Consider the following 25713-nt stretch of genomic DNA (forward strand, 5'->3'; position numbering starts at 1 on the left):
ATCAAGGGCAGGAAAGAGAATGAGACTGAAAGACAAGGTTGCCGTCATAACCGGAGCAGCATCCGGGTTTGGCCAAGGAATGGCCAAACGCTTTGCCGAGGAAGGCGCCAGCGTCGTGGTCGCCGATCTCAATGCGAAAAAGGCCGAACAGGTCGCCGCTGAAATCGGCAAGCGCGCGCTAGCCGTCACAACCGATGTTTCGCAACGCTCCGACGTCGAAGCGATGATCGATGCGGCCAAGAGCGCCTTCGGGCGTATCGATATCATGGTCAACAATGCCGGATACACGCACCGCAATGGCGATATGCTCGATGTCGATGAGAGCACGTTCGATCTCATCACCTCCGTCAATATGAAGGCGATCTATCACGCGGCACTTGCCGTTGTGCCAAGCATGCAACGCCAGGGTGGCGGCATCATCCTCAATACCGCCTCGACCGCGGGCTTGAGGCCCCGGCCCGGCCTTACCTGGTACAATGCCTCAAAGGGTTGGGCGATCACCGCGACCAAGTCGATGGCGGTGGAGCTTGCGCCTCACAATATACGCGTCAACTGCCTGTGCCCGGTTGCCGGTGAAACCGGGATGCTTGAAAAATTCATGGGAGCCGACACGCCCGAAATTCGCGAAAATTTTCGTGCATCCATCCCGCTTGGCCGCTTGTCTACACCGCTCGACATAGCCAATGCTGCGCTTTGGCTCTCCTCGGACGAGGCCGCGTTCATTACCGGTGTGGCATTGGAGGTGGATGGCGGCCGCTGCATTTGAGCGGTTACAGGTGCGCGGGGTTACAGGTGAGCGATCTCAGGGCTATCAGCCGCCGCGCTGCAAAAAGCTCTTATAGATGAAACCGCGCTTGTCTTTGTAGATAATCTGGCACCACTTGCTGCACGAAATCACCTGCACGGATGTCTTGGCGGGCACTGTGCCGATTGCCGATGCACTCTTCTTCGGGCCGGTGCGCATTGTTACCGCACGCAAGATGCGCCCCGTTTCTTGTCCGCTTTCTTCTTGTGCGCTGGCTATCGGTTGTTGCGACCGCTCTGGCCGCGTCGTGGGAATGGCGGCTGTTTTCGCGGGGTCCTGGGAAGCCCCTGCACTGCTCGTTGCAGACTTCACCGCCGGTACTGCAATCGCAGCCGCAGCCTCCGGGTCCATCTTCGGCACAACAGGCGTCTGGGGTTGGCCGTCGATTTCCGCTGTTGCTGATTGGGGCATGACCGCCACCGTCGAGGCGGGCGGCGTGGCAGACTCCGCTTGCACCGGCTTTTCGCTTCCGGCAAAAGCCGGTTGCTCCCCGGGCGGCATCGCCAGCCAAAATGCCATGGCGGCAACACCAATAAGCGACACGGTACCAATCCCGGCGATCACCAGATGAGCATGCATCTTCACTTCATGCCACATGGAACGGCGCGCGCTATATCCATACTGCATGGAAAAGCGTTGCTGTTTCGGTTTGCCGAAACCCGGGAACCCTCTCAACTTGTCACCTCCAAACGAGCCAACTTTCTATCGACCAAGGCCGGAATAACCCAACCTGATCCGCGTCGGTCTCGGCACTCTCAACTGGCAGTTTGGCAAATTTTTTCCGTACGCGCCATCTGCAACCCCTATTGTAGGACGAATTGTGGCATCACTGCGCCATTTTTGGAAAGGAAAATCGAGCGCGGCGCGCATCGAGGAATTCCTGCAACGCACTTCAGAGCATCGGGCGGCTTCGTGCTTTACGAGGAAACTTGTGATCTCGCCGATTTCGTACGACAAGACGTCTGAAATGAGAGGATGAGGAATGCGGTTCGTGCCATTGCGGAACCTGATCGCCTTGTCGGTCGTGCTGGCCGGCTTGTTGATGAGCGGCGTCAATTTGAACGCGGCGCAACCACAGGTGCCGATCTTCTGGGACGCAAAGGAGCGTTTGGCAAAGCCTGACCTTTCCGCATTGCCGCGCCTGAGGTTCTTGACCACCACCGACTTTGCGCCATTCAACTTTATCGATAACCGCGGCCGGCTTTCCGGCTTTCACATCGATCTTGCGCGCGCCATTTGCGCGGAACTCGGTATTTCGGACAAATGCCAGATTCAGGCGATGCCTTGGGCCGAACTTGGCGACGCGCTGGAAAAACGCGAGGGCGAAGCCATCATTGCGGGCATGGCGGTGTCGCAAGAATCAAGAAAGAAATTCGCATTTTCAAGACCTTATTTGCAATTTCCTGCACGCTTCGTCATGCCAAAGGCAAAAGCCCTGAAGGAGCCGATCTACGACAAATTGCGTGGCAAGCGCATCGGCGTTGTGGCTGGCTCTGCCCATGAACGGATGTTGCGCGACTATTTCAATTCAGTAAGCATCATCCCGTTTTCAACACCCGATAAGCTCTACGCGGAGCTGAAGTCCGGAAAGATCGATGCGGCGTTCGGCGACGGCATGCGCCTTTCCTTCTGGCTGGCAGGCGCGGATGCGGATGGTTGCTGCCGCTTTGCGGGCGGTCCCTACATTGCGCCCGAATATCTCGGGACCGGCATGACGGTGGCGACGAAAATCAGCGATCCCGATCTCGTCGCGGCGATCAATTACGCACTTCAGGAAATCTCGGCCAAGGGAACCTTCGCAGAGCTTTATCTGCGCTATTTTCCCGTCAGTTTCTACTGAATCGCTCCTATAATTGAGACCGACGACGGTCTGTCTGATGCCCCGCAATTGGTTTAGTGATTATCGCGGGGCGTGCCTCTGGTATGCGCCACATCCTGATATTTAGCCGCCGGTTTCAGCACCATCCCGGCGGAGAACTGGTCGACGATGCCGCGCTGAATTTCCTGCCAGGGCGTTTGATGCGCCGGGTAATCATAACCCCCAGCATTTTGCAATTCGGCGCGGCGGCGGGTGATTTCAGCATCGGTCACAAGAAGATCAACCGTGCCCTTGCGCAGATCGACACGCAAACGGTCGCCATTTTTCAGGAACGCCAAGCCGCCACCGACCGCCGCTTCCGGGGACGCGTTGAGGATGGAGGGTGTGCCGGACGTGCCCGACTGTCGGCCATCGCCAATGCAGGGCAAGGAATGAATGCCGCGTTTGATGAGATAAGCGGGCGGCTGCATGTTCACCACCTCGGCCCCGCCGGGATAGCCGACCGGACCGGCGCCGCGCATCACCAGGATCGTATATTCGTCAATATTTTCAGATGGATCGTCGATGCGGGCGTGATAATCTTCGGGGCCGTCGAAAACAACCGACTTGCCTTCAAAAGCCTCGGGATCGCGCGGGTTCGACAAATAACGGTCGCGAAATTCCCCGGAGATGACGCTGGTTTTCATGATCGCACTGTCGAACAGGTTGCCGCTGAGGTTGATAAAGCCTGCGTCCTGCAAAAGCGGCTCGCCCGCCTTGCAAATAACCTTGGTATCGAAATTTTGTGAGCCCGCGCAATTTTCACGCATCGTCTTGCCGTTGACTGTGATGGCGTCGGGATACGGGAGTAACTCTGCGTGCATAAGTTCGGCGATAACAGCCGGGACGCCGCCAGCATGGTGGTAGTCTTCACCGAGATACTCCCCGGCTGGCTGCAAATTGACCAGCAAAGGCACATGATGACCGATCTTTTGCCAGTCGTCATTGTCTAGCGGAACGCCAAGATGACGGGCGATGGCGTTCAGATGGATGGGCGCATTGGTTGAGCCGCCGATGGCGGAATTGACGACAATTGCGTTCTCGAACGCTTCGCGCGTCATGACATCGGACGGTTTCAAATCCTCATGAACCATCTCGACGATGCGTTTGCCGGTTTCATATGAAATCTGCCCGCGTTCGCGATAAGGCGCGGGAATTGCCGCCGAACCGGGCAGTTGCATTCCCAGAGCCTCGGCAAGGCTGTTCATGGTGGTCGCGGTTCCCATGGTGTTGCAATAGCCGACCGATGGTGCCGACGATGCAACAATATCCATGAATTCCTCATAGTCGATTTCACCAGCCGACAGGCGCTGGCGCGATTCCCACACTATGGTGCCCGAACCGGTGCGTTTACCCTTGTGCCAACCATTGAGCATCGGGCCGACCGAGAGCGCGATTGCGGGAATGTTGACCGTGGCAGCCGCCATCAGCAGTGCTGGCGTTGTCTTGTCGCACCCAATCGTCAGGACCACACCGTCAATCGGATACCCGTAGAGCACTTCGACCAAGGAGAGATAAGCGAGGTTGCGGTCAAGCGAGGCGGTCGGGCGTTTGCCTGTTTCCTGGATGGGATGGCACGGAAATTCGAATGGAATGCCACCTTTCGCGACAATCCCTTCGCGCACGCGTTTTGCCAGTTCGATATGATGACGATTGCAAGGCGACAAATCAGAACCGGTCTGGGCAATCCCGATCAAGGGTTTGCCGGACTGCAACTCCGCACGGGTCAAACCATAGTTGAGATAACGCTCCAGATAGAGCGCCGTCATACCCGGATTGTCTGGATTGTTGAACCACTCTTGCGAGCGGAATTTCTTGCCGGTGGGCGCGCCTGACATCATCCTCTCCGTATTTGTACGACAAATGGATATGGCAATGTTGACAGATGGGCAAGTGGCGACGGTTCACGATGTCCGATTTTCATGCGATAGACATTTCCCTAGGTGCAGGCTAGGGCATTGGGCGAGATCAAGATGGAGACGTAAATGGCATTGGCAATTGAAGGCGAAGAACGCATATCGGCTCCAATCGAGACGGTCTGGGCGGCTTTGAACGATCCGGAGATATTGAAGGCGAGCATTCCCGGCTGCCAGAGCCTCGAAAAGAAATCAGACAGGGAACTGGCTGCGACCGTTGTTCTGAAAATCGGTCCGATCAAGGCCACGTTCAATGGCGAGGTGACGTTGAAGAACCTCAAGCCGCCGCACTCCTACACAATTCAAGGCGAGGGCAAGGGCGGTATTGCGGGTTTCGCCAAAGGAGGCGCGGACGTTACGCTTACCCCGGATGGCGATGATGCAACCATCCTGAAATACGAAGCCAAAGCAGATGTGGGCGGCAAGATTGCTCAGCTTGGAAGCCGTTTGATCGCGTCGACATCCAAGAAGCTCGCAGGTCAGTTCTTCACGACTTTCAGCGAGAAAGTGGGAGGGTAAAAACCCCTCCCGTATTTTTCCTGGGATTGCTCTCTGCTTTACGCAATCCCGGACGGAAAACCGCAACACACTTTTCCTGGGATTGCTTATTCAAAAACAATTGCCGGCGTTGATGCCGCAGCCACGCCTTTTTCTTCCTGAAGGCGTTCCCACACTCTGGCGGCGATGTCGCGATAGATCATGGCTTCAGGTCCGTCGGGCTTGACGGCGACCACCGGGCGCCCCTCGTCGGAGCTTTCGCGGATACCCATTTCCAGCGGCACTTCACCGAGGAATGTAACGCCGAGACGCTCGGCCTCCTTTTTCGCCCCGCCATGACCGAAAATATCGTAGCGATTTCCGGTGTCGGGTGCGACGAAATAGCTCATGTTTTCAACGATGCCAAGAAGCGGCACATCGACTTTCTGGAACATGGCGAGCCCTTTGCGGGCGTCAATCAATGCCAGATCCTGCGGCGTCGAGACGATAATGGCACCGGCAAGCGGCACCTGTTGAGCCATGGTAAGCTGAGCGTCACCCGTGCCCGGAGGCATATCGACGACAAGCACATCCAATGGGCCCCACTCAACCTCACGCAACATTTGCGTCAAAGCTGATATCACCATTGGGCCGCGCCAGATCATCGGCGTATCCTCGTCGACGAGGAATCCCATCGACATGGCTTTCAAGCCGTAGTTTTCCATGGGTTTGAGAACCTTGCCGTCAACCGTTTGCGGGCGTCCCTTGATGCCGAGAAGCCTGGGCATGGAGGGGCCGTAAATGTCGGCATCAAGTATGGCGACCTTCAACCCGTTGGCTGCCAGACCGAGCGCAATATTGACCGCCGTTGTCGACTTTCCGACCCCGCCTTTGCCGGAAGCAACGGCAATGATCGCTTCGATACCCGGCACGCCACGTTTTCCCGAGGTGCGCGAAGCCGGTGCATGTGCGGCAGGCCGGGCGGCAGGAGGTGGCGCGGGTTTCGAGGTCGGACGGGGTTGCACGGGCGCTTCCATGCCACCACCTTTTTTTCAGCGGTCAATGCCACGACAGCACCCGCAACGTCGGGTATCTCCTTGACGGCACGTTCTGCGGCGGCTCGCAGTGGCTCCATTTGATCGGCGCGGGCGGCGGGCACTGTTATCGAGAAAAACACCTTGCCGCTGGCGATAAAAATTTCGGAAACCATCCCCAAATCGACAATGTTGCCGGAGAAATCCGGCCCACTCACCGTTTTCAGACGTTCAAGAACGATTTCGTTGGTAACAGACATAGTTCATTCCTCATTCCCTGGCCGTGTGATCGGCCAAGATTGAGATAGTGCAGATTTGCCTGCAGACCAAGCGCCAAGACCTCGTGTCAATGGGTCCTGACCCTAGATCAATGGCCACGCCATCATGAAGAGACTGCCAACCCCCGCAAACCAGACGAGTGACCGCAGCATGGGAATGCCGCTTATACCAAGGGTCATGACGTTTGACCGACATGAGCCCAACTACGCATTCCGATTGAAGTGATGGACTTCGGCTGGGCGAGGAGTTTTTGCCAAGCCTCGCACGCTGCATCGATGATGTCTTCATAGGTGTCGAAGACGCGATTGGAGAGCCAGTTAGCGCGCAGATATTGCCAGATGTTTTCGACCGGGTTCAATTCCGGTGCGCGCGAGGGCAGGAAGATCGGCGTGATATTCCTGGGCACGTTGAGCTTTGCTGTGGTGTGCCATCCGGCGCGATCCATGAGCAGCACCGCATGCGCACCTCTGGCGACGTGACGGCTGATCTCATCGATGTGCAACTGCATGGCGTCGGTGTCGGCAAACGGGAGGGCAAGGGCAGCGCCCTTGCCCCGTGCCGGGCAGATGGCGCCGAATAAATAGGCGTTCTTGTAGCGCTGGTCGGCGGGCTGGCGCGGCCTGGTGCCGCGTCTTGCCCATTGCCTAACGATGCCGTTTTTCTGGCCGATGCGGGCTTCGTCTTGCCACCAGATTTCGACGGGTTTGCCTTTGGGCAAGTCGGCCAGGTGCGCCTTCAGCGTGCGCGGGAAATTTTTTATAAGCCTCGATGATCTCGGCATCCTGTGCGGGATGACGTGGTCGAGCACTCATGTGGGAGAAGCCGAGTTCCTTCAAGAGCTTGCCGACATAGCGTTCGTGATAATCGACGCCGAAACGCCCCTTGATGACTTTCTGCAGGTCGATCCGACGCCAACGCACCACGCCGTCAATGGCACGGTCCGGGCCCTTCTCCACGAGAGCCGCCAGTTCCACCTTCTGCTCGGGCGACAGCCGCGATGACGGCCCCGGCGACCAGCGGTTGAGAAGTCCATCGGGCCCCGCTGTGTTGAACCGATGCACCCAGTCGCGCAGCGTCTGGCGGTCCATGCCTCCGACCCGCGCCGCATCGGATCGGCTCATCCCCTCAAGCAAAGCCGCAAGCGACAGAAGTCGCCGGCTTTGATTGGTGTTCTTCGAACTCTTCGCAAGCTGCCGAAGCTCAGCCGCAGAGTAGTCCGTTCGTATCGTTACCGCCGATCCCATCGCCAAATCTCCTTCGACAACATGGAATCATGGTTCCGCGACCCTCCAAAATCACGAAAGAGTCAGCACCCAAAACCGTTGGTATTACATAGGCAGGGACATATATAATGCGTGCGACGAGGAAGACCGATGCCGCACGGGCCACACCGCTCGTGTCACCACCTTTGACCAACGCCAGCAGCACGAGGGCAAAGAATACCGGGAGAGCCTCCAGCATGTTGTTCTTGGCGCGGTCCAGGCGGGCAGCGACAACAGACATTTGGGGCGGGTTGTCGCGGTTATCGCAACTCTGCGACGAAGGTCAGGACTTTCGCCTTGCACACCAGAATGTCCCGTTGGCGCTTTGCAGGTCAGCCTTTGGCAGCCTTTTCCAGCGCGGCAATATCGATCTTGACCATCTGCATCATCGCCTGCATGGCCCTGCTTGCCTTGGCCTTATCCGGGTCACGCAGAAGTTTCGGTAGCATATCGGGCACGACCTGCCATGACAGGCCAAACTTATCCTTGAGCCAGCCGCATGCGACCGGCTTGCCGCCACCTTCGAGCAATTTGCTCCAGTAATGATCGACTTCTTGTTGCGATTTGCAATCGATCGACAGTGAGATCGCTTCGTTGAACTTGAAATCCGGCCCGCCATTGAGAATCTGAAACGCGACTCCATCGAGTTCGAAATCCGCGACCAGAACGCAGCCTTCTGGGCCGGGTCCATCCTTGCCGTTGCGCAGCACGTTACTCATTTTCGCGTTCTTGAAAATGCCTGAATAAAATTCGATGGCGTCCTCACCATTGCCGTCGAACCACAGGCATGGGGTGATCTTCTGCATCATACGCTCCCTTGTGTTTGCGAGGTGTCGTGTCCGCCACCTTTCCAAGAACGATCCAGCCGGTCCGGTTCCGACAAACGGGAAAAATTCTCGGGGTGCGAGAATATAACCGCACCGAACAAAGCTGGCTCAGTGCAAAAATATGGCCAGAGGCAAACAGGACGTATATAAAGCCAAAGACCCATATTTTGACGATGCACCGTGCCTGCGGGCCGGTGCCGGAAGCAAGGACAGTTTCATGCCACCCTATCGCTCGCGAACAACGACCCACGGCCGCAACATGGCAGGCGCACGCGGCCTGTGGCGCGCCACGGGCATGAAGGACTCGGACTTTGGCAAACCGATCATTGCCGTGGTCAACTCCTTCACCCAGTTCGTGCCTGGCCATGTGCATCTGAAAGATCTCGGCCAACTCGTTGCCCGTGAGATCGAAAAGGCCGGAGGTGTGGCCAAGGAATTCAATACCATCGCTGTCGACGATGGCATCGCCATGGGCCATGACGGTATGCTTTATTCGCTGCCATCGCGCGAAATCATTGCCGATTCAGTCGAATATATGGTCAATGCGCATTGCGCCGACGCCATGGTCTGCATCTCCAATTGCGACAAGATCACGCCCGGCATGTTGTTGGCATCGCTGCGCCTCAACATCCCCACCGTGTTCGTGTCCGGCGGCCCCATGGAAGCCGGTAAAGTGGTGATTGAGGGCAAGGAGCATGCGCTCGACCTGGTGGACGCCATGGTGGCAGCCGCCGACGACAAGATGAGCGACGAAGACGTAAACGCCATTGAGCGCTCGGCCTGCCCGACCTGCGGCTCGTGCTCGGGCATGTTTACCGCCAATTCGATGAACTGTCTGACGGAAGCGCTTGGTCTTTCGTTGCCGGGCAATGGCTCAACCCTTGCCACGCACGCTGATCGCAAGCGCCTGTTTGTCGAAGCCGGTCACCTGATTGTCGATCTTGCGCAACGCTACTATCAGCAGGACGATGAAAGCGCCCTGCCGCGTAACATCGCCTCCAAGGGCGCGTTCGAAAATGCCATGACACTCGACATCGCCATGGGCGGCTCGACCAATACCGTGTTGCATATTCTGGCGGCGGCGCATGAAGGTGAAATCGACTTCACCATGGACGATATCGACAAGCTGTCGCGTCGCGTTCCCTGCCTTTGCAAGGTCGCGCCAGCCAAGGCCGACGTTCATATGGAAGACGTCCACCGTGCAGGTGGCATCATGGCCATTCTCGGTCAATTGGACCGGGCCGGCCTCATCAATCGCGACCTGCCCACCACGCATACCGCCACACTTGGACAGGCCATCGAGCATTGGGACATTTCCAGCACCAACAGCCAGAAAGTGCGCGATTTCTTCCTCGCAGCACCGGGCGGCGTGCCCACGCAAACTGCCTTCAGCCAGGAGCGGCGGTGGGCTGAACTCGATCTCGACCGCGAAAATGGCGTGATCCGCGACGCTGAACATCCGTTTTCCAAGGATGGCGGCCTTGCCGTGCTCAAGGGCAATGTCGCGCTCGACGGCTGCATCGTGAAAACAGCAGGCGTCGATGAAAAAATCCTGAAATTCACCGGCCCTGCCAAGGTTTTCGAAAGTCAGGACGCTGCGGTCAAAGGCATTCTTTCCAACGAGGTGAAGGAAGGCGACGTCGTGGTCATCCGCTATGAAGGCCCGCGTGGCGGCCCCGGTATGCAGGAAATGCTCTATCCGACCAGCTATCTGAAATCGAAGGGATTGGGCGCGGCTTGTGCGCTCATCACCGATGGTCGGTTTTCCGGTGGCACGTCGGGCTTGTCAATCGGCCACGTCTCGCCCGAAGCGGCGGAAGGCGGCTTGATCGGACTGGTGCGCGAGGGCGATAGCATCGAGATCGACATCCCCAACCGGACCATCCACCTCGCCGTGGACGATGGCGAACTTGCCAGCCGTCGCAGCGCGCAGGATGCGGCTGGATGGAAACCGGTGGAAAAGCGCAAGCGCAAGATCACCACGGCGCTGCGCGCCTATGCATCTATGGCGACCAGTGCGGCCAAGGGTGCAGTGCGTCACGTTCCCGACTAGAGCGGGATGAGGAAAAGTGGATACCGGTTTTGCGCCCGCATCCCGCTCAAACTTATTGGAATCGATCACGTTCATGATTTTGGATCGATTCGATCCTGAATCATCGTGATCTGGGGGCTGTGGCATAATGGCTTTCGATGTCATCATATGCGGCGGCACGTTGCCTGACGGCAGGGTCGCCGATATCGGCATCGAAGGCGAAACGATTGCTGCAATCGAGCCGAGGATCGAGGCAGAGGCGAAAACCGTCATCAATGCTTCCGGCAACCTCGTCTCGCCGCCCTTTGTCGATCCGCATTTCCACATGGATGCAACGCTTTCCTACGGGATACCGCGCATCAATGCGTCGGGAACGCTGCTTGAAGGCATCGCGCTTTGGGGAGAACTGAAACCGCTCCTGACCTTTGAAGCGGTGTGTGAACGGGCGCTCACCTATTGCGACTGGGCGGTGTCGATGGGATTGCTCGCCATTCGTTCCCATGTCGATGTCTGCGATGACCGATTACTGGCCGTCGATGCCCTGCTCGACGTCAAAAAGCAGGTCGCACCCTATATCGACCTGCAATTGGTCGCCTTTCCGCAAGACGGGTTCTACCGTTCGCCCCATGCGCGCGAGAACACTATCCGCGCCCTCGGCAAGGGTGTCGAGATTGTCGGTGGCATTCCCCATTTTGAGCGCACCATGATCGAAGGCACGCGCTCCGTCACCGAACTGTGCGAGATCGCTGCGGCACGCGGTCTGATGGTCGATATGCATTGCGACGAAAGCGACGATCCGAATTCGCGTCACATCGAACAACTGGCCTACGAGACGCAACGCCTGAACCTGCATGGCAGGGTCGCGGGCTCGCACCTCACATCCATGCATTCGATGGATAATTACTACGTATCCAAATTGTTGCCGCTGATTGGCGAAGCGCAGATCAGTGTCATTCCAAACCCCCTCATCAACATCATGCTGCAAGGGCGTCACGACACGTACCCCAAGCGCCGGGGCCTGACGCGGGTTCCCGAGATGCTGGCGCATGGCATTCGTGTTGGCTGGGGGCAGGATTGTGTGCTCGACCCCTGGTATTCACTAGGGACCGCAGACATGCTCGACGTGGCTTTCATGGGGTTGCATGTGGCCCAGATGTCGAGCCCTGCGGATGTGGCGCGCTGCTTCGACATGGTCACAAATGTCAACGCCGCCATTATGGGCCTTGACCATCTTGGGCTTGCAGTCGGCAAGCGGGCAAGCCTCGTCGTGCTCGACGCTGGCAACCCGGTCGAAGCCATTCGCCTTCGCGCTGAACGGCTTTGCGTGATTGCGCGTGGCAAAGTGGTTGCCGAGCGCGATCAACGCGAAACCAGGCTGTCCATCGCCAACCGTCCTGCTTCGGTAAATCGCCGACACGAAGCCGGTTAGCACGACAGTTGCGAATTCAATTCGCGGCCACTACCACCTATATTGACCTCCCTCTGTCCTGCCGGACATCTCCCCCTCAGGTGGGGAGATCAGCCTTCATTATTGTCTTTCATCAATCACCATCAGTGCGCAACAAGTGCGATCAATGGCGACTGGCCAATCTCTCCCCTCGAGGGGGAGAAGGAAGCAAACCAATATGCAACTGTAAACTTAGCGGTTCAATTTTTGATGGGTTCGCTGAATTGCTCTCAGGCAGGATTGAATCAGTCAGTGACCGACTTGCGACTGCGAGCCGTCTCTTCCTCAACCAGACGCACAAACTCCCGCTCTGCCGCCGTCACATGATGCTGGCTGTGACGCAGCATGAAAAACTGGCGACGTGGCACGATATAATCTACCGCTACGAGATTGCCGGTTCGCAATGCGTTTGCAGCGACGAGTTTCGACATGACCGTTGCGCCGGCACCTGATTCGACAGCAGCGCGAACCGCTTCGTTGGTCGGCAAAATAAGGCCGATATCAATGTCGGCAAAACGCAGACCGCGTTCGCGCAGCAATGTTTCGAGAATGGAACGCGTGCCAGAGCCCGGTTCACGCAAAACCCAGCGCGTCGATGTCAAATCAATGCTTGCCCCTGACCCTGCCCCTGAGCTTGCCCTTGGGCGAGGCTTCGTCCACGCATGGCCGGTGGGCACGATCAGCGTCAGCTCGTCGTCTGCAACTGCGGTAGATTGGAGCGCCGGCTCCGTCACACTTCCTTCCACGAAGCCGAGATTGGCGGCACCGTCGCGCACCAGTGCGGCAACCGTTTCGGTATTGCCCATGGTGAGCGTGACCGACAGGCCGGGATAGGTCGAGCGGAAGATATGGATCAGCTTTGGAAGCCAGTAATTTCCAACGGTCTGGCTGGCAGCAAGCGTCAGCGACCCGACCTTGAGCCCTGCCAGATCCGCCAGGACGAGTTCGGCTGTGGCGGCGCGCGCCAGAACCGCCTTTGCCTCGACCAGAAAGATACGTCCGGCATCGGTCAGCGCAATACGCCTGCCGACCCTGTCGAACAATTTCGTCGCGTAGCGGGCTTCGAGTGCAGCGACCGCGGCGCTTGTCGCCGACTGCGTGAGGTTGAGGTCAGCCGAGGCGCGGGTAACATGTTCGCGCTCGGCTACCGCAACAAATATCCGCAACTGCTCAAGCGTCATCCGGCCTCTTTCAACCCACCAGCTTTACAAGCAACAGGCTGAAGCAAGCGATAAACACAAACGCGGAAAGTGCAAGAAGCAGCGGGCGAAAGCCGCGTGAGCGGATTTCGGAAATATCGGTCTGCAACCCCATTGCCGCCAATCCCATCGACAACAGAACGGTCGTGACGAGCGACACCGTCGAGCGTGTTTCATCCGGGATGCTGACGACGCTGTTCAACGCCACCACGGCAATGAATGCAACAACGAACCAGGGCATTGGTGGCCGCGCCGATGACTCACCACCACTACGGCGGTGGGCAAAAACCCGAGCCCTATCACCACCGGCGCCAGCATCGCCACCCGTGAAAGCTTGGCAACGGTGCCGATCTCACCTGCCTGCGGTCCATTTTGGAAAGCCGCACCAATGACTTGCGCCACCTCATGGATGGACGAGCCGGCCCAAAGCCCGAAATGGGACTGATCAAGCCCCAGCAATGGCGCAAACAGCGGGTAGGCCAGCATGGCTATCGTGCCAAACAAGGTTATCGACGCGACCGCATAGGCAACATCTTCGTCGCGCGCCGCCGTAACCGCATTTGTGGCGACGATTGCCGATGCACCGCATATCGAAGTGCCCGCCGCAATCAGTTCGGCAAGTTTGCGTTCAACGCCGATGACACGCCCCAAGGCTACGGTGAAGACGAATGTCGCAACAAGGGTGAGCGCGACAATACCAAAGCCGGACCCGCCGATCGAAAGCACCTGGGTTGCCGTCAGCTGGAAGCCAAGAATAATGATGGCAAATCTCAGCAGGCGCTTTTGGCTGAATGCTATACCGCTCTTGGTATTTGCGGAAACACCAACGACATTGGCAAAGATCATGCCGATAATGACAGCCAAGATCATTGGACTGAAGATCGCAAGACCAGGCAATTCGCGTAGCGAAAAGGCCGCGCCAGCGACGATTGCAGTCAGGATGATCCCAGGCCACACACCCGACGATGGCGCACGTTCCTTTATCCCGCTAGCCAGCGTGTGCGCGGCGTTGGGTGAATATCCGTCCAAATTCGCGGATGTCGACGAGAGCGATGACATGCAATTCTCCAATATTTACTGCTCAGGGAATTGCATTCTTCTATTCACCATTCCAACGCATTATTCGTGTCGGATCGTTCGATTTTCGCGAACGATCACAAGACAGGCACATTATGCGGCCCGCTGGCAGGGATGACATGCTCGATCTGGCGTGCCGGTAGCGGCTCGTGTTATGGGAGCGGATTACTCGTATACGTGACGATGAAGTCAAACGAACCCATTCACCGCGAAGTGTCTTCCGCCCCGGCACATAGCTTGAGCGGCAGCCATTGCTTTGTCGGTGTTTGGGATGTGCGGCGAATTCTGGTCGATCACCTGACCCGGACCAAGCACCATTTTGTCGGCCTGGCTACCATAGATGAGGGCTCGTTTAGGGAACGGGGCGAGTTGTTTATTGGCCCGACAGCCAGCGAAGCGGTCAGGCGCTACAAGCTACGCATGAGCGAAGGCGGGGCCGCGATCATGTTTCCAGGTGGCGCTGAATTTATCCACCTTGATTTGAACGCCCAACAAAATGTGCGTCACCTGTGCGGTGATGATTTTTATGCCGGGCGGTTCTTTTTTCAAAATGCAGATGCGTGGGCAGAATATTGGCGCGTTCGCGGCCCGCGCAAGCGTTATGCGAGCCTGACACGCTATTCGCGGCGTCAACAAGCGTAACTAGCCAGGGCTTGTGAGGATAGCCGACGCTTGCCGGATGATGTCAGGCGGCTTCGGAATAGAGAATTCGAGTGCTGGCGGCCCTTCCGGCCTCAGTCGTTGAAGTGCTTTCCTGCCTTGACCTCGGCCACATAGCCAGCGCGGATTGCGAAATCGCCAAAGTGCTCACTTGGCTGGCGCTCGTTGGCAAAACGCTCCACCACCTCGCCAAGCAATTCGAGAATGGCTGCTTCTCCGACATTTTCCAGCACCATCTTGTTGAGGCGCTGGCCATGAAAACCGCCACCAAGGTAGAGATTGTATTTTCCCGGCGCGCGGCCCGTCAGCGCGATTTCTGCAATATAGGGTCGTGAACAGCCATTGGGGCATCCGGTCATGCGGATGGTGATCGGCTCCTCGCTCAAACCGTGACGGGCGAGAATGGCGTCTATCTTGCTAACGAGGTCAGGCAAATAGCGTTCGCTCTCGGCCATCGCCAACCCGCATGTCGGCAAGGCAACACACGCCATCGAATTAAGGCGCAACCCGCTTCCGGCGTTCAGCCCATCGAGTTTGAATTCTTTCAGTACCGCTTCGATAGCCGGACGGTCTTGAGGAGCAATATCGGCAATGATCAAATTCTGATTGGGGGTTACACGAAACATACCCTTGTGGATTTGCGCGACAGCACGCAAGCCATCGAGCAACGGCTTGTTTGGGAAATTGCTGACGCGTCCATTTTCGATGAACAGCGTGCAATGTTCGCGTCCGTCCTGTCCACGTGTCCAGCCGATCGGGTCGCCATTCGATGTAAATGCGTATGGCTGTGCAGGTGCCAGCCTAAAACCAAGCCGTTCTTCAATCTGGGCCTTGATCCAATCCAGGCCCTTGTCGTCGATCGTATATTTGAAACGCGCCCGGCCACGGTCAAGCCGGTCGCCATAATCGCGCTGTACCGCCATCACCGCATCGCACGTTTCCAACGCCTTGTCGGCGTCGATATAGCCGATCACGTCAGCCAATCGTGGATAGGTATGCGGGGCCTGATCGGTGCGCCCCATGCCGCCGCCGATTGCAATGTTGAAACCCTTTAGTTCACCGTTTTCCGCGATGGCGATGAAACCGAGGTCCTGCGCATAAACGTCGATATCGTTGATCGGCGGGATGACAAAACCGATCTTGAATTTGCGCGGCATATAGGTGCGCCCATAGAGCGGTTCCTCAGGCCCCGAAGTCGCTGTTCGTTCCTCGCCATACCAGATTTCGCGATAGGCACCCGTCTTGGGAATGGCGTGATCGCTGGCCTTTTGGGCGAGAGCGTGGATTTCGGCATGGAGCTTTGAAAGCTGCGGATTGATGGATGCCATGACGCCACGCGAATCGTCACCACAGGCAGCTTTGGTATCGAGCAGCACCTCGCGCAACCCCTGAATGACGGACCGCAAACTGCTTTTATGCAAGTGATGCAACTGGAAGGTCTGGCGTGTCGTCAAACGCAAGGATTCGCCGCCATGAGCACGCCCCAGTTCATCCAGTTTCAGCCATTGGCTCGGGCTGAGCACACCGCCGGGCAGGCGCACACGCGCCATGAAGCGAAAAGCCGGTTCGAGTTTCTGCCGACGCCGTTCATCGCGGATGTCGCGGTTGTCCTGCTGGTAAAGGCCGTGAAACTTCATCAGCTTGATGTCATCGCCGGGAACAGCGGCGGTCAGTTCAGCATCCAGCCCCGCAGCAATCGTGCCGCGCAACTGGTCGCTCCCATCCTTCAGCGTTTCATCGGGACCAAGCTTTTCGAGTTTTTGCGAAACGTCACGGCTGCGGTCTGTCTGCTTGTCGAGCAAAGTCATCATGCAACCTCAATAGACATCGATTTGATAACGGTGGGCGCTCTTCATGGCGTCGAGATATTCACCAGCGGCAGGCTTACTGTGGCCACCCTCCTTGCGGATAATTTCAGTGAGCGTGGCATGAACATCCGGCGCAAGACGGGCACCATCACCGCAGATGTAGATGTGTGCGCCTTGTTCGAGCCAAGCATAGACATCGCGCGCCTCTTCCAACAACCGGTGCTGGACATAGGTCTTGGTTTGGCTGTCGCGCGAAAAGGCGACATTCATGCGGGTCAGGGTCCCTTCTTTCAGGTGATCCTGCCATTCGGTCTGATAAAGAAAATCGCTATCGAAATTGCGCTCGCCGAAGAACAGCCATGATTTGCCCGCCGCTTCCGTTGCCTCGCGCTCCTGCAAGAATGCGCGGTAAGGAGCGACACCGGTGCCAGCCCCGATCATGATGATCGGCGCGTCATTCTTGGGCAGGCGAAAATGCGGATTTGCCTGAACATAGACAGGCAATGCGGTGTCCGGTTGCGCACGGTTGGAAAATTGCCCCGAAGCCACGCCAGACCTTGGCTCGCCGTTCAAATCATAACGCACCGTGCTGACGGTCACATGTACTTCGTCGGGAGCCAGCGAAAGGCTGGATGCTATGGAATAAAGTCTGGGCTGCAAGGGCCGCAAGCCGGCCGCGAACACCGAGGCATCGATGCCGCCAACAGGAAACCGCCTTACAATATCGATCACGTGATTGGCTCGAAGGAAGGCGGCGCGGGCCTCGAATGCGTTGTCTCCACGTAAATCCTGAAGCTCTTTTGCACCACTCAACTCGGCCCAATTGTCAATGAAGCGCGGTGTTGCCGCGGTGATCTCCAGCGTTTCGGACAGCGCCTTGCCAAGCGTCTTCTGCTCACCTTTAAGCGTTAACGGCGCATCGCTTGTAAGTGACAATTCGCCCAACAAGGATTCGACCAAGGCAGGCTCGTTGCACGGCACGACGCCCAGCGCATCACCCGGCTCAAAACTCAAGCCCGATCCCGCCAACGACAATTCGATATGGCGTGTCTCCTTGCTCGAGCCGCGCCCGGTCAGCGCCACATTGTCGATGACAGTAGCGGTAAAAGGAGCGCGCTTGTCATATGCGGGCGCTTCACTTGCACCCGATGTCGCGACAGATGCTGCGGTCTTTGCCTGCCCGGTCAATTCCGAAACGGAAGCTACCGCCTTGGCAATCCAGCTTGACGCCGGCTCATCATAATCGACGTCGCAATCCACGCGCTCGTGAAGACGGCTCGCCCCAAGCTCGGCCAGCCTTTGGTCGAGCCTCTTTCCGGCGCCGCAAAAATGCTCGTATGTGGAATCGCCAAGCGCCAGCACGGTGTAGCGCAAACCTTCGAGCCGGGGGCCTTGCGGCCCTCGACGAATTCGAAGAACCCAAGTGCCGACAAAGGCGGCTCACCTTCACCATGCGTGCTGGTGACGATCATAAGATCCTGCTCGTCCTTCAGCTTGCGAGGCTTGTAGTCGGCCATATCGACCAGAGTTGCCTTGGCTCCGCTCTTGCCCAGCGCCTCGTTCAACAATTTGGCGACGTCTGTGCTGTTGCCGGTTTCGCTGCCATAAAGGATGGTGATTGCGCGCACGTCTCCGCCACGCGCAGCTTGAGGCGGCAATCGGGGCTGGGGAAGGGTAAAACCGGCAGTATCGCCAAGCGCGCGGGCGCTGTGTTCAATGCCGGCAAAATAGCCGCTAAGCCAAAGAGCCTGACCCGGCTTCAGCGATACCGCCAAAGTGTTCAATCGCTCCCATTGTTCGGCCGAAAGGCCCGGTCCGGGAAACTCGTGTACGGTCATGGATTGCTCCCTGGGCAAACAAAAGCGGTGCACCCGCGCGCTCAAGAAAAGGCGTTCGGCGACGGCGGAAGCCACTGTAATCAAGGCATTTTTCAAGACTGCCAAGGTCACATTTGCCGTGCCATTCGCGTCGGCACAAATGAATGATATTGCTGATAAGCCACAAGAAAATTGCTGGAAACTTTTCTTGGAATGCGCATCCTAACAGGCGACCCGGTGGCAAATCGTTCCTTCTAGGCGGACGCGGATTCGTGGTTCAAACGTGCAAATAATTCTGCAAACTTTTTTCGCGCGCTCATGAAAAATCGGTGAATTCTCTCGCACACAGCGCGGTAACAGGACACAAACCTGCATATCGCGGCAACAGGGCGCTAGGATTATTCGTCATTGTTGCCGGAAAACCGCTACACACTTTTCCTGGAATTGAATGCTTTCTCTTACGCAATTCCGGGCGGAAAACCGCTACACACTTTTCCTGGAATTGCTTTAAAGGCGGCGAGGAGGTGCACCGTGAAGGGGGTACGGCGCACCTGTGGGAAACCAACCTGCGGCGGCTTTCGAAGATTTCCCATCGCCTGCCCCGCGTCGCAATGGACGCGTGGCTCTTTCAAGCTGTCTGCACCGGGTCAACGGCCGGTTTACAGCCAGCAGGTACTGACGGCCGTTAGCAAACAGGCGTAACGGCGAACCCGATCTCGTTAGTCGGATACGGTAATGCGTCCCTTCATGTTTGGATGAAAGCGGCAGTAATAATCGATAGTTCCGGCTTCCTTGACGACGTAACTGCCCGATTTCTTGGGTGGCAGCATCACTTCCCAAGCGCCTTTGACGGTGGCGGTATGGGCAAAAACATCATTGTTGACCCACTCAATCGTATCGCCAACCTTTGCCTGAATGTCCAACGGTGAAAAGACGAGTTTGTTGATCGTAACCTTGATGGTTTCGGCGTTTACCGCCGTGCTTGAGATGAGCAGCGCCAAGGCTGCAATCATGAGCGAGGATTGTTTCAGCATCGTATTTCCTGTCCTTGTCTAAAGCGCATGCGTCCAACTGAACGCACAAAGGCCGCTCCATCACTTTGATCGAGCATCTGGGCATTATGAAAACCGGCAACCACTTTTCGGTCCGATGCTTCAGACGGATGCAATGCTGCTGCGTGATTGACCCGTCTGCTATTTGATACGCGAGATGCCGATATGTTCCCGAATAATTGCCGATGCGCTGCAATCGGGCGGGCAATATCTCACTTCAGGCCAAGCCGGTTCATCACGGCGACGGTCAGGCGTTCGCAGCGCTTTCCTGCAAACGGAAACGCGTCCATGAGGACAGGCCCGATTTGCGCATCCAATTCCTTGCGCACCATAGTTCGGGCGCGATGCAGCCGCGTCTTGACGGTTTCGGGGCGCACGTCCAGCAATTCGGAAGTTTCCTCTATACTCAAACCTTCAATCACGCGCGCAATGAATACCGTGCGGTAAATGTCGGGGAGATTGTCGGTCGCTTTTTCAACAAGGTCGAGTATCTGCCTTTGTGCCATGGTCCGCTCTGGATCTTCATTGCTTGCACTGGCAGGGAACTGAATGACGTTGGCCTGCACCCGCTCATTGCTTGCTTCAGGAATTTCCATGGTCCGATGTTTCTTGCGCAGGCGCCCGAGAGCTTCATTGATGACAATACGCGACAGCCAGGTCGCCAGAGACGAATCGCCACGAAATTTTTCGAGATTTGTGAAGGCGCGAACATAACCTTCCTGGACAACATCTTCCGCTTCGCTGTCATTGCGGACAATGCCTCTGGCCAGACGATAAAGGCGTTGATTGTATGTTTTGATGATCAGGCGGAAAGCATCACCGTCGCGCGCAATTGACCGGCGCACCAACTCGGTATCGTCGGGCGACTTCGTCGCCTGGATCATACTCTTTACGACCGGCGTCATTTCAACACTCCTCGTTTTGAGTATTAGATGGAACCCGCGCGAAAAGGTTCCCACCTTTTTCAACTCCCCGTCAAATGCCGTTCAATCGACCGTTTCGGGGCACAATCGTGCGTAGACTTCACCATCTGCTCGCGCTGCGGACGGACACGCTGCATCAACTCGCGACGCGGGGCCTGCCGGTTGCCGTTGCAACAACGAAGGCTTCAACAAAACTGCGCTCTCCCTCGACCGTCGCAACCTTGATATCGCGTTCGATCTCGATGCGGGCCTGATCGGTTCCGGCGCGCTCCGCCAAAAGGCCCGCCAACTCGCGAATGTGGATTTCCGCCGCGCGCATTGCTTCTTCCTCGGTGTCGAAATCGTCGAGCCTGTCCCCGGCATTGACGCGGAAAAGACCAATCTCGGGCTGGCTGACACGCGCTTCAGCCGACATCCGCACCTGACCAACCACCGCACCGAGCGCATTGGCAACATCGGCATCTTCGGCAATCCGGCATTCATTGCCGATCAACGGCGGCAAGCCAGCATAATGTAGATAAGCCGAAGCACCCAGTCCGATAACGGGCCGGTCAAGCGCAATTGTCAGCCGCACCATTCCATCTCGCCGGTTGATTGCGCGTTGCACCAACTCATTGTTGATCGACACATCTGCCGCCAGGCCGTCCTCGGCAAAAACCGTCTCAATCATGGTCTCAGCCGAGCGCCGGGTGACTGCCGCAAGCACCATTTCGCAAAATGCATCGGCGTCGGGCGCGATGGTCTGTCCCTGTCCGTTGCGGCGGCGCGCGAACAGTTCAGCCCCTTGCCGTGCGGCGGATGCGTTCCAATTGTTTTGCCGACCAAGCGCGTGGGCCGCGTCAGACGGGGTGAAGCCGATTATATGAGCAAGGCCGCGCCGAACGAGCCGGTTGAGGGTCGCTATCTGCGATGTCGAGACAAGCAGCCGGTCAAGTGCGGCGGGAACCGAAGTCAGATCGTTGTAGAGGCGCGTTTCTGTTACAGACAAACCCGATGCCAATCGTTCAGGGACACCGGTTCGCATGGCGAAACGACCATCCAGCCGGCTGGTGGTCGTGCTGAGCAATTGCCGGTTCAAGGCCTTGTCAATAACGTCTCCATGCTCGACCGCTGCCAGCGACAATGGCACCAGCCGCCGCGGCCCGAGAACAATGGCCGAGGTGAGCGAATGGTCTTTCAGCGCGACTTCCGAATCGCCGCCAAGGCCGAACGTGCGCATGGCGACGGCTTCAACCATTGTGCGCATGCCGCCAACGGTTGCGCCGTCCGGATCGAGCCGCAGGCGGCCATTGTCGAGCACGGCAATATCGGTAGTCGTACCACCGATATCCGACACCACAGCATTGTCCAGCCCGGTCATGTGGCGCGCACCAACAAGGCTGGCAGCAGGGCCCGACAATATGGTTTCGATGGGGCGGGCGCGGGCAAATTCCGCCGTTATCAGCGCCCCGTCACCACGCACCACCATCAGGGGTGCGGATATCCCCCGTTTTTCCAGGAAGCCGGCTGTGGCATCGACAAGCCTGTCGATCATTGAAATCAGGCGTGCGTTCAGCAGCGTGGTCAATGCCCTGCGCGGCCCCCAAGCTTGGAGGTCAGTTCGTGCGAACAGGTAACGGGCAGGCGTGTGCGCTGCCGGATAAGATGACGCGCCGCGATTTCGTGTTCGGGATTGCGAACCGCGAAATAGCCGGCCACAGCCACCCCTGATACGGTTTCGTCCAATTGAGGCAAGGCGGCTTCCAGCGCCTCAAGCGACAAATCAGTTGCATTGCCATGGACATCATGTCCGCCCGTGCAAAAGATCACCGGATCGGTGCCGAGTGCGCCAGCAAGGCCGTTGCGGGCGAGATCGTCTTGCCCGAACCCGATCATCACCAGCGCCACGCGCCCCCTTGGCCTTCTACCAATGCGTTGGTAGCAAGCGTGGTCGACATCGAGACCAATTTGATGACGCTTGGCTGAACACCTGCCTGTGCAAGAACGGCATCGACGGCACCGGCAATGCCTTTTGCGAGATCATAGCGCGTCGTGAGCGACTTTGCCTTGGCAACGATCCCGGTATTTTCCGACCAAAGCACGGCATCGGTATACGTGCCGCCCGTGTCGATACCGAGGTAGAGCGCGCAAGCCTGTTTCGCAGATGTCGTCATATCCACCCTACCCTCAATGCCCGCCGGTCCTCAACATTCCGCACATTGTTCAAAACGGCAATGAAGCCGCGACACCGTTTATCGGATTTCACCATAGTCGGCGGCGCGGTCTGTCTACTTTTCTGCACCTCGTAGCGGACGGGTTCATGCTACGAGAGTGAACCTGTTGGCGTGACCAATTGCTTGCGTATAAAAATAAAGCAAGCGAAATTTATTGCCCCTTTGATGCAAGATTCTTGCGCTCAAAAATCGCCATATCACGTCGCATAAGGAGCATCCGAGCGCCCGGTTTTGTGACTTTCTAGAGTATCGGGCCGAAAAGTGGTTGCCGGTTTTCGGAATGTCCCGATGCCTTATCAAGGTGAACGAGCGATTTGGGCTACTCGGTCGCGTAGTCTATAGACTGGGGTCTCATGAATATCGGCAGAAAGCTAAGATGAACTGGAACGACCTGACAAAAGACGAGCAAACGGCACTCAAGCGTATGAATCGCGGCCCCTATCCCGAACTGGAGAAGGATCTGGCGGAGCGCCTGATTTCGCTTGGCCTGGCAGACGACAGGCCGCGCGGCGTCGGCATTAACAGAGCCGGGCGGGACCTCGTCATAACGACGTTGCTCGCCGCGCGTGAAAGCGTCGGGGATGGCCGATAGGCTTGGGCCAAGCAACGCTGCGCTCTCTCCAGCATCTATTTGCCTGACTCATCCACCACATGTTTCAGACCGACCAGGGCGTCTTGAACGTCCGGGCGCGATTCGCTTGCCTCCGGATAGATGGCATAGGCCGGATAGGTGAACTCAGGCGCTCCGTCGACCACCTCCAGTTTGCCAGCTTCGATATAGGGCGCGACCACGCCTTTTCGGAAATAACCCGTTCCACCCGCCCGTAAAATGTAGCTCAAACCCAGTGGCCCAAGACCGACAAGCAGGTCCGGTTCACCGAATGTCGCGGAGCCGGGGCCATGCTGGGCTGCAAAAATTGGTCCCCAATCAACATAGACATAATCGCTGGAAGCGACCTCACCGCTGTCCTTTGTGCGCACCAGCACCAGTTGTTCTTCTTGCACCAGTTCAACCTTGAAGCCGGGCAGCAGTTTCGGCGCATATAATACGGCAATGTCGATAGCGCCGGTTCGCAATTGCTCGACCAATTGATCTGGAACACCGACATGGGCATGGATGGCGATTTCGGGCTTGGCTTTTTTCATCCAGACCAGCCAGTCGAGCAGAAGCGGGTTCCACAGATTTAGCTCGCCGCCAATCGCCACAAGGCTTGTGCGTCCGGTCGGGATGGCAAGTTGATGGCGCGCGCGCTCCCATATCTGCACAAATGACTGGGCAAATCGCTCGAATTCCCTGCCCGCCGGCGTCAGATGCGCACCGTTGCGGTTGCGAATGAACAGTTGGCGTCCCAACTCTTCTTCCAGCGTGCGGATGCGCGCGCTGACAGTGGTTTGCGTCACATGGAGCCGATCCGCTGCACGCAGGAAACTGCCGGAATGGACGATCTCCAGAAAGGTTCGTGCGCGGTCAATATCCAAGATGCCTCCCATTAGTGCAATTTATTTGCATCAATACAGCATTTAATTCCGTTTGTATTCCGTTTTCAAGCAGGAGACGATGCGCAGAGTGGAGCCGCGCAAAACTTTTGAAGGCGCAAGTGAGATGTCTGCAGAGGAAAAACCAAAACGGCCAGCAGGAAGACCAGCGGGAAGAATTGCATCTCCCGAGCATGCCGGCCACGATTTGAAGCCTAAAGGCGGCGAAGAGCAGTGCGGCATGGACCAATGGGCAAACATCGCCCAATGGCGCGCGACGGAGCGCAAACGCCTGATAGATGAACGGCTTGCGCTCAGCTCACAGGACCGGCAAGCCAGCGCCGAACGAATCGCTGCCAGGCTTGACCGGATCATCAGCAGGATCAGTGGACGTATCGTCAGCAGCTATTGGCCGGTTCGGGGTGAACCCGATCTGCGCAACTGGTCGATCCGGGTGATCGAACGTGGCGGACGCATTGCGCTTCCCGTTGCCATTCGCAAAGGCTGGCCGCTCGAATTTCGCTTGTGGTCGCCGGGCGACCCGCTGGAACGCAGCATTGGCGATATTCTCGTGCCGTCGCGTGGCCCACCGGTTCGGCCCGATATCGTGATTGCGCCCGTCGTCGGCTTCGATGCAAGCAACTACAGGCTTGGCTATGGCGGCGGCTTTTTCGACAGAACACTTGCAGCAATGCGGCAATCCGTATTCGCCATCGGTGTCGGCTACGGCACCAGCAGGATCGAGACGATCCGCCCCCAGCCCCACGACGTGGCGTTGGATGCCATCGTCACGGACGAGTGAGCGCCAAACAGCCATTCCCGTCAGGTATTGCTTCCCAAAGCTGCGGATATGACTGAATGATTCCAAACTCATCTACTTGCAATTCAGCCTGATAGTCATGCGAAGGTGACGCGTAGCCAAGCAGAGTTTTTGAAAGGCGCTGGTAGCTCTGCACCAATGGTTTGAACGTCCAGTCGTCTACATCAAGCCAAACCGCCGTCATTTCGACCGACACACCGATCTCAAGCCCCAGTCGGTTTATGGCATTCGTATTGGTGGAAGGTGTGAAGCCGAGGTCTATGTCCACAAGACCATCGACACCCTCAATATGCTTCCCATTCACAGCCCAAGAGCCATCTGAAGATCGTAAAAGATCAAGCGATTTGACCTCGGTTCCAACCCAACCTCGTAATCTGGCTGAGTGGCTGCACCACTCGGCATCGCAAATCACTTGATACTCCATTTTCACGGGGCAATTATTGGCGAGGTAGATTGCCGTGCCCGAGATAGCGTAGCCGTCATCGTTCCGATCGATACGGCATGCATCCATACCGACCAGATCAATTCGCCGCCAAATCACGGTGCGAAAATTTGCGTTGTTTTGAAGCGGCAACATAGGGAAATTTTAACAGCCAACGACCCGCGAGAATACCCTCTAAACACAGGATAGCAGCGTCCGCGCCGCAAGGGATCACAGCTAAAGCTGCGTCGCGTTTAAAGAGATTCATGTTGCGCGCTTCAAGTCCCAGCATGAATCCCTTTAGACGCGA

General features: G+C 57.3%; 20 protein-coding genes and 5 pseudogenes. 8 read left to right on the forward strand and 17 right to left on the reverse strand.

Annotation, left to right across the window (positions count from 1 at the left end; genetic code table 11):
• Positions 1-19: 19 nt before the first annotated feature.
• Positions 20-766, forward strand: coding sequence for an SDR family oxidoreductase (locus AC0L7S_RS05535; RefSeq protein ID WP_473473441.1), 747 nt, complete (start codon positions 20-22; stop codon positions 764-766).
• Between the two features lie 45 nt (positions 767-811).
• Here the strand turns inward: AC0L7S_RS05535 and AC0L7S_RS05540 are convergent, their stop codons facing one another.
• Entirely contained in the window at positions 812-1480 is a 669-nt protein-coding gene (locus AC0L7S_RS05540; protein ID WP_473473442.1) for an SH3 domain-containing protein, read from the reverse strand.
• 367 nt (positions 1481-1847) lie between these two features.
• Between AC0L7S_RS05540 and AC0L7S_RS05545 the strand changes: the two genes are divergently transcribed.
• Positions 1848-2645: a transporter substrate-binding domain-containing protein gene (locus tag AC0L7S_RS05545; RefSeq protein ID WP_473474190.1), complete on the forward strand. Its 798-nt coding sequence runs from the start codon at positions 1848-1850 to the stop codon at positions 2643-2645.
• A gap of 53 nt (positions 2646-2698) precedes the next feature.
• Here AC0L7S_RS05545 and AC0L7S_RS05550 read toward each other — a convergent pair whose 3' ends face one another.
• Positions 2699-4501, reverse strand: coding sequence for an IlvD/Edd family dehydratase (locus AC0L7S_RS05550; RefSeq protein ID WP_473473443.1), 1803 nt, complete (start codon positions 4499-4501; stop codon positions 2699-2701).
• Positions 4502-4648: 147 nt separating this feature from the next.
• Between AC0L7S_RS05550 and AC0L7S_RS05555 the strand changes: the two genes are divergently transcribed.
• Positions 4649-5098, forward strand: coding sequence for an SRPBCC family protein (locus tag AC0L7S_RS05555; RefSeq protein WP_473473444.1), 450 nt, complete (start codon positions 4649-4651; stop codon positions 5096-5098).
• Positions 5099-5184: 86 nt separating this feature from the next.
• On the opposite strand, the pseudogene AC0L7S_RS05560 reads toward AC0L7S_RS05555, so the two are convergent.
• The 4 genes and pseudogenes from AC0L7S_RS05560 to AC0L7S_RS05575 all read right to left on the reverse strand — a co-directional run bounded on the left by AC0L7S_RS05560 (position 5185) and on the right by AC0L7S_RS05575 (position 8437).
• Positions 5185-6350, reverse strand: a pseudogene (locus AC0L7S_RS05560) (Mrp/NBP35 family ATP-binding protein).
• 194 nt (positions 6351-6544) lie between these two features.
• Positions 6545-7613, reverse strand: a protein-coding gene (locus AC0L7S_RS05565) for an IS630 family transposase (RefSeq protein ID WP_473473445.1) whose coding sequence is annotated in 2 segments (ribosomal slippage) — positions 6545-7127 and positions 7126-7613 — 1071 coding nt in all. Because the reading frame shifts where the segments join, the coding sequence is not laid out codon by codon here.
• Positions 7570-7881 (reverse strand): annotated as a pseudogene (locus AC0L7S_RS05570) (MAPEG family protein); the annotation flags it as partial. The pseudogene AC0L7S_RS05570 and the gene AC0L7S_RS05565, both read right to left, overlap by 44 nt.
• 82 nt (positions 7882-7963) lie before the next feature.
• A complete protein-coding gene (locus AC0L7S_RS05575) occupies positions 7964-8437 on the reverse strand; it encodes a VOC family protein (protein WP_473473446.1) in 474 nt (157 codons plus the stop codon).
• A gap of 238 nt (positions 8438-8675) precedes the next feature.
• Between AC0L7S_RS05575 and ilvD the strand changes: the two genes are divergently transcribed.
• Positions 8676-10511 (forward strand): dihydroxy-acid dehydratase, encoded by a 1836-nt coding sequence (gene ilvD / locus AC0L7S_RS05580; RefSeq protein WP_473473447.1) that lies wholly within the window; start codon positions 8676-8678, stop codon positions 10509-10511.
• Positions 10512-10638: 127 nt separating this feature from the next.
• Positions 10639-11919 (forward strand): amidohydrolase family protein, encoded by a 1281-nt coding sequence (locus tag AC0L7S_RS05585; RefSeq protein ID WP_473473448.1) that lies wholly within the window; start codon positions 10639-10641, stop codon positions 11917-11919.
• Between the two features lie 263 nt (positions 11920-12182).
• Here the strand turns inward: AC0L7S_RS05585 and AC0L7S_RS05590 are convergent, their stop codons facing one another.
• Together AC0L7S_RS05590 and AC0L7S_RS05595 are read right to left on the reverse strand one after the other, a co-directional pair.
• Complete coding sequence (locus tag AC0L7S_RS05590) at positions 12183-13118, reverse strand: LysR family transcriptional regulator (RefSeq protein WP_473473449.1); 936 nt, start codon at positions 13116-13118, stop codon at positions 12183-12185.
• Between the two features lie 10 nt (positions 13119-13128).
• Positions 13129-14195 (reverse strand): annotated as a pseudogene (locus AC0L7S_RS05595) (YeiH family protein).
• Positions 14196-14396: 201 nt separating this feature from the next.
• On the opposite strand from AC0L7S_RS05595, the gene AC0L7S_RS05600 reads away from it, so the two are divergent.
• Positions 14397-14855 (forward strand): DUF6314 family protein, encoded by a 459-nt coding sequence (locus AC0L7S_RS05600; RefSeq protein WP_473474191.1) that lies wholly within the window; start codon positions 14397-14399, stop codon positions 14853-14855.
• Between the two features lie 92 nt (positions 14856-14947).
• Here the strand turns inward: AC0L7S_RS05600 and AC0L7S_RS05605 are convergent, their stop codons facing one another.
• The 6 genes and pseudogenes from AC0L7S_RS05605 to AC0L7S_RS05630 form a co-directional block, all read right to left on the reverse strand.
• Positions 14948-16681: an NADPH-dependent assimilatory sulfite reductase hemoprotein subunit gene (locus AC0L7S_RS05605; protein WP_473474192.1), complete on the reverse strand. Its 1734-nt coding sequence runs from the start codon at positions 16679-16681 to the stop codon at positions 14948-14950.
• A 9-nt stretch (positions 16682-16690) separates the two neighbouring features.
• Positions 16691-17941, reverse strand: coding sequence for a diflavin oxidoreductase (locus AC0L7S_RS05610; protein ID WP_473474193.1), 1251 nt, complete (start codon positions 17939-17941; stop codon positions 16691-16693).
• 39 nt (positions 17942-17980) lie between these two features.
• Positions 17981-18519, reverse strand: a pseudogene (locus tag AC0L7S_RS05615) (flavodoxin domain-containing protein); the annotation flags it as partial.
• A 698-nt stretch (positions 18520-19217) separates the two neighbouring features.
• Entirely contained in the window at positions 19218-19532 is a 315-nt protein-coding gene (locus AC0L7S_RS05620) for a cupredoxin domain-containing protein (protein WP_473473450.1), read from the reverse strand.
• Positions 19533-19762: 230 nt separating this feature from the next.
• The gene (locus AC0L7S_RS05625; protein WP_473473451.1) at positions 19763-20455 is read right to left on the reverse strand and encodes an RNA polymerase sigma factor; all 693 of its coding nucleotides are present in this window, start codon (positions 20453-20455) and stop codon (positions 19763-19765) included.
• Between the two features lie 154 nt (positions 20456-20609).
• A pseudogene (locus tag AC0L7S_RS05630) lies at positions 20610-22626 on the reverse strand (hydantoinase/oxoprolinase N-terminal domain-containing protein).
• Positions 22627-23062: 436 nt separating this feature from the next.
• On the opposite strand from AC0L7S_RS05630, the gene AC0L7S_RS05635 reads away from it, so the two are divergent.
• Positions 23063-23278 (forward strand): hypothetical protein, encoded by a 216-nt coding sequence (locus tag AC0L7S_RS05635; RefSeq protein ID WP_473473452.1) that lies wholly within the window; start codon positions 23063-23065, stop codon positions 23276-23278.
• Positions 23279-23313: 35 nt separating this feature from the next.
• Here AC0L7S_RS05635 and AC0L7S_RS05640 read toward each other — a convergent pair whose 3' ends face one another.
• Positions 23314-24165: a LysR family transcriptional regulator gene (locus AC0L7S_RS05640; RefSeq protein ID WP_473473453.1), complete on the reverse strand. Its 852-nt coding sequence runs from the start codon at positions 24163-24165 to the stop codon at positions 23314-23316.
• Positions 24166-24403: 238 nt separating this feature from the next.
• Between AC0L7S_RS05640 and AC0L7S_RS05645 the strand changes: the two genes are divergently transcribed.
• On the forward strand, positions 24404-24964 hold the full coding sequence (locus tag AC0L7S_RS05645) for a 5-formyltetrahydrofolate cyclo-ligase (RefSeq protein ID WP_473473454.1): 561 nt from the start codon (positions 24404-24406) through the stop codon (positions 24962-24964).
• Here AC0L7S_RS05645 and AC0L7S_RS05650 read toward each other — a convergent pair.
• Both AC0L7S_RS05650 and AC0L7S_RS05655 read right to left on the reverse strand, forming a co-directional pair.
• Positions 24951-25559: a putative glycolipid-binding domain-containing protein gene (locus AC0L7S_RS05650; RefSeq protein WP_473473455.1), complete on the reverse strand. Its 609-nt coding sequence runs from the start codon at positions 25557-25559 to the stop codon at positions 24951-24953. The genes AC0L7S_RS05645 and AC0L7S_RS05650 overlap by 14 nt on opposite strands.
• Positions 25504-25695: a hypothetical protein gene (locus tag AC0L7S_RS05655; protein ID WP_473474388.1), complete on the reverse strand. Its 192-nt coding sequence runs from the start codon at positions 25693-25695 to the stop codon at positions 25504-25506. The genes AC0L7S_RS05650 and AC0L7S_RS05655 overlap by 56 nt, the downstream gene beginning before the upstream one ends.
• Between the last annotated feature and the right edge of the window lie 18 nt (positions 25696-25713).

Source organism: Mesorhizobium sp. G2-6-1 (assembly GCF_055809095.1).

Coding starts and splice junctions, on each gene's coding strand:
- AC0L7S_RS05650 (WP_473473455.1), bottom strand. CDS start 25,559: ATGTTGCCGCTTCAAAACAACGCAAATTTTCGCACCGTGATTTGGCGG.
- AC0L7S_RS05605 (WP_473474192.1), bottom strand. CDS start 16,681: ATGACTTTGCTCGACAAGCAGACAGACCGCAGCCGTGACGTTTCGCAA.
- AC0L7S_RS05585 (WP_473473448.1), top strand. CDS start 10,639: ATGGCTTTCGATGTCATCATATGCGGCGGCACGTTGCCTGACGGCAGG.
- AC0L7S_RS05620 (WP_473473450.1), bottom strand. CDS start 19,532: ATGCTGAAACAATCCTCGCTCATGATTGCAGCCTTGGCGCTGCTCATC.
- AC0L7S_RS05645 (WP_473473454.1), top strand. CDS start 24,404: ATGGACCAATGGGCAAACATCGCCCAATGGCGCGCGACGGAGCGCAAA.
- AC0L7S_RS05635 (WP_473473452.1), top strand. CDS start 23,063: ATGAACTGGAACGACCTGACAAAAGACGAGCAAACGGCACTCAAGCGT.
- AC0L7S_RS05600 (WP_473474191.1), top strand. CDS start 14,397: ATGAAGTCAAACGAACCCATTCACCGCGAAGTGTCTTCCGCCCCGGCA.
- AC0L7S_RS05575 (WP_473473446.1), bottom strand. CDS start 8,437: ATGCAGAAGATCACCCCATGCCTGTGGTTCGACGGCAATGGTGAGGAC.
- AC0L7S_RS05550 (WP_473473443.1), bottom strand. CDS start 4,501: ATGTCAGGCGCGCCCACCGGCAAGAAATTCCGCTCGCAAGAGTGGTTC.
- AC0L7S_RS05535 (WP_473473441.1), top strand. CDS start 20: ATGAGACTGAAAGACAAGGTTGCCGTCATAACCGGAGCAGCATCCGGG.
- AC0L7S_RS05655 (WP_473474388.1), bottom strand. CDS start 25,695: ATGCTGGGACTTGAAGCGCGCAACATGAATCTCTTTAAACGCGACGCA.
- AC0L7S_RS05555 (WP_473473444.1), top strand. CDS start 4,649: ATGGCATTGGCAATTGAAGGCGAAGAACGCATATCGGCTCCAATCGAG.
- ilvD (WP_473473447.1), top strand. CDS start 8,676: ATGCCACCCTATCGCTCGCGAACAACGACCCACGGCCGCAACATGGCA.
- AC0L7S_RS05545 (WP_473474190.1), top strand. CDS start 1,848: ATGAGCGGCGTCAATTTGAACGCGGCGCAACCACAGGTGCCGATCTTC.
- AC0L7S_RS05590 (WP_473473449.1), bottom strand. CDS start 13,118: ATGACGCTTGAGCAGTTGCGGATATTTGTTGCGGTAGCCGAGCGCGAA.
- AC0L7S_RS05625 (WP_473473451.1), bottom strand. CDS start 20,455: ATGACGCCGGTCGTAAAGAGTATGATCCAGGCGACGAAGTCGCCCGAC.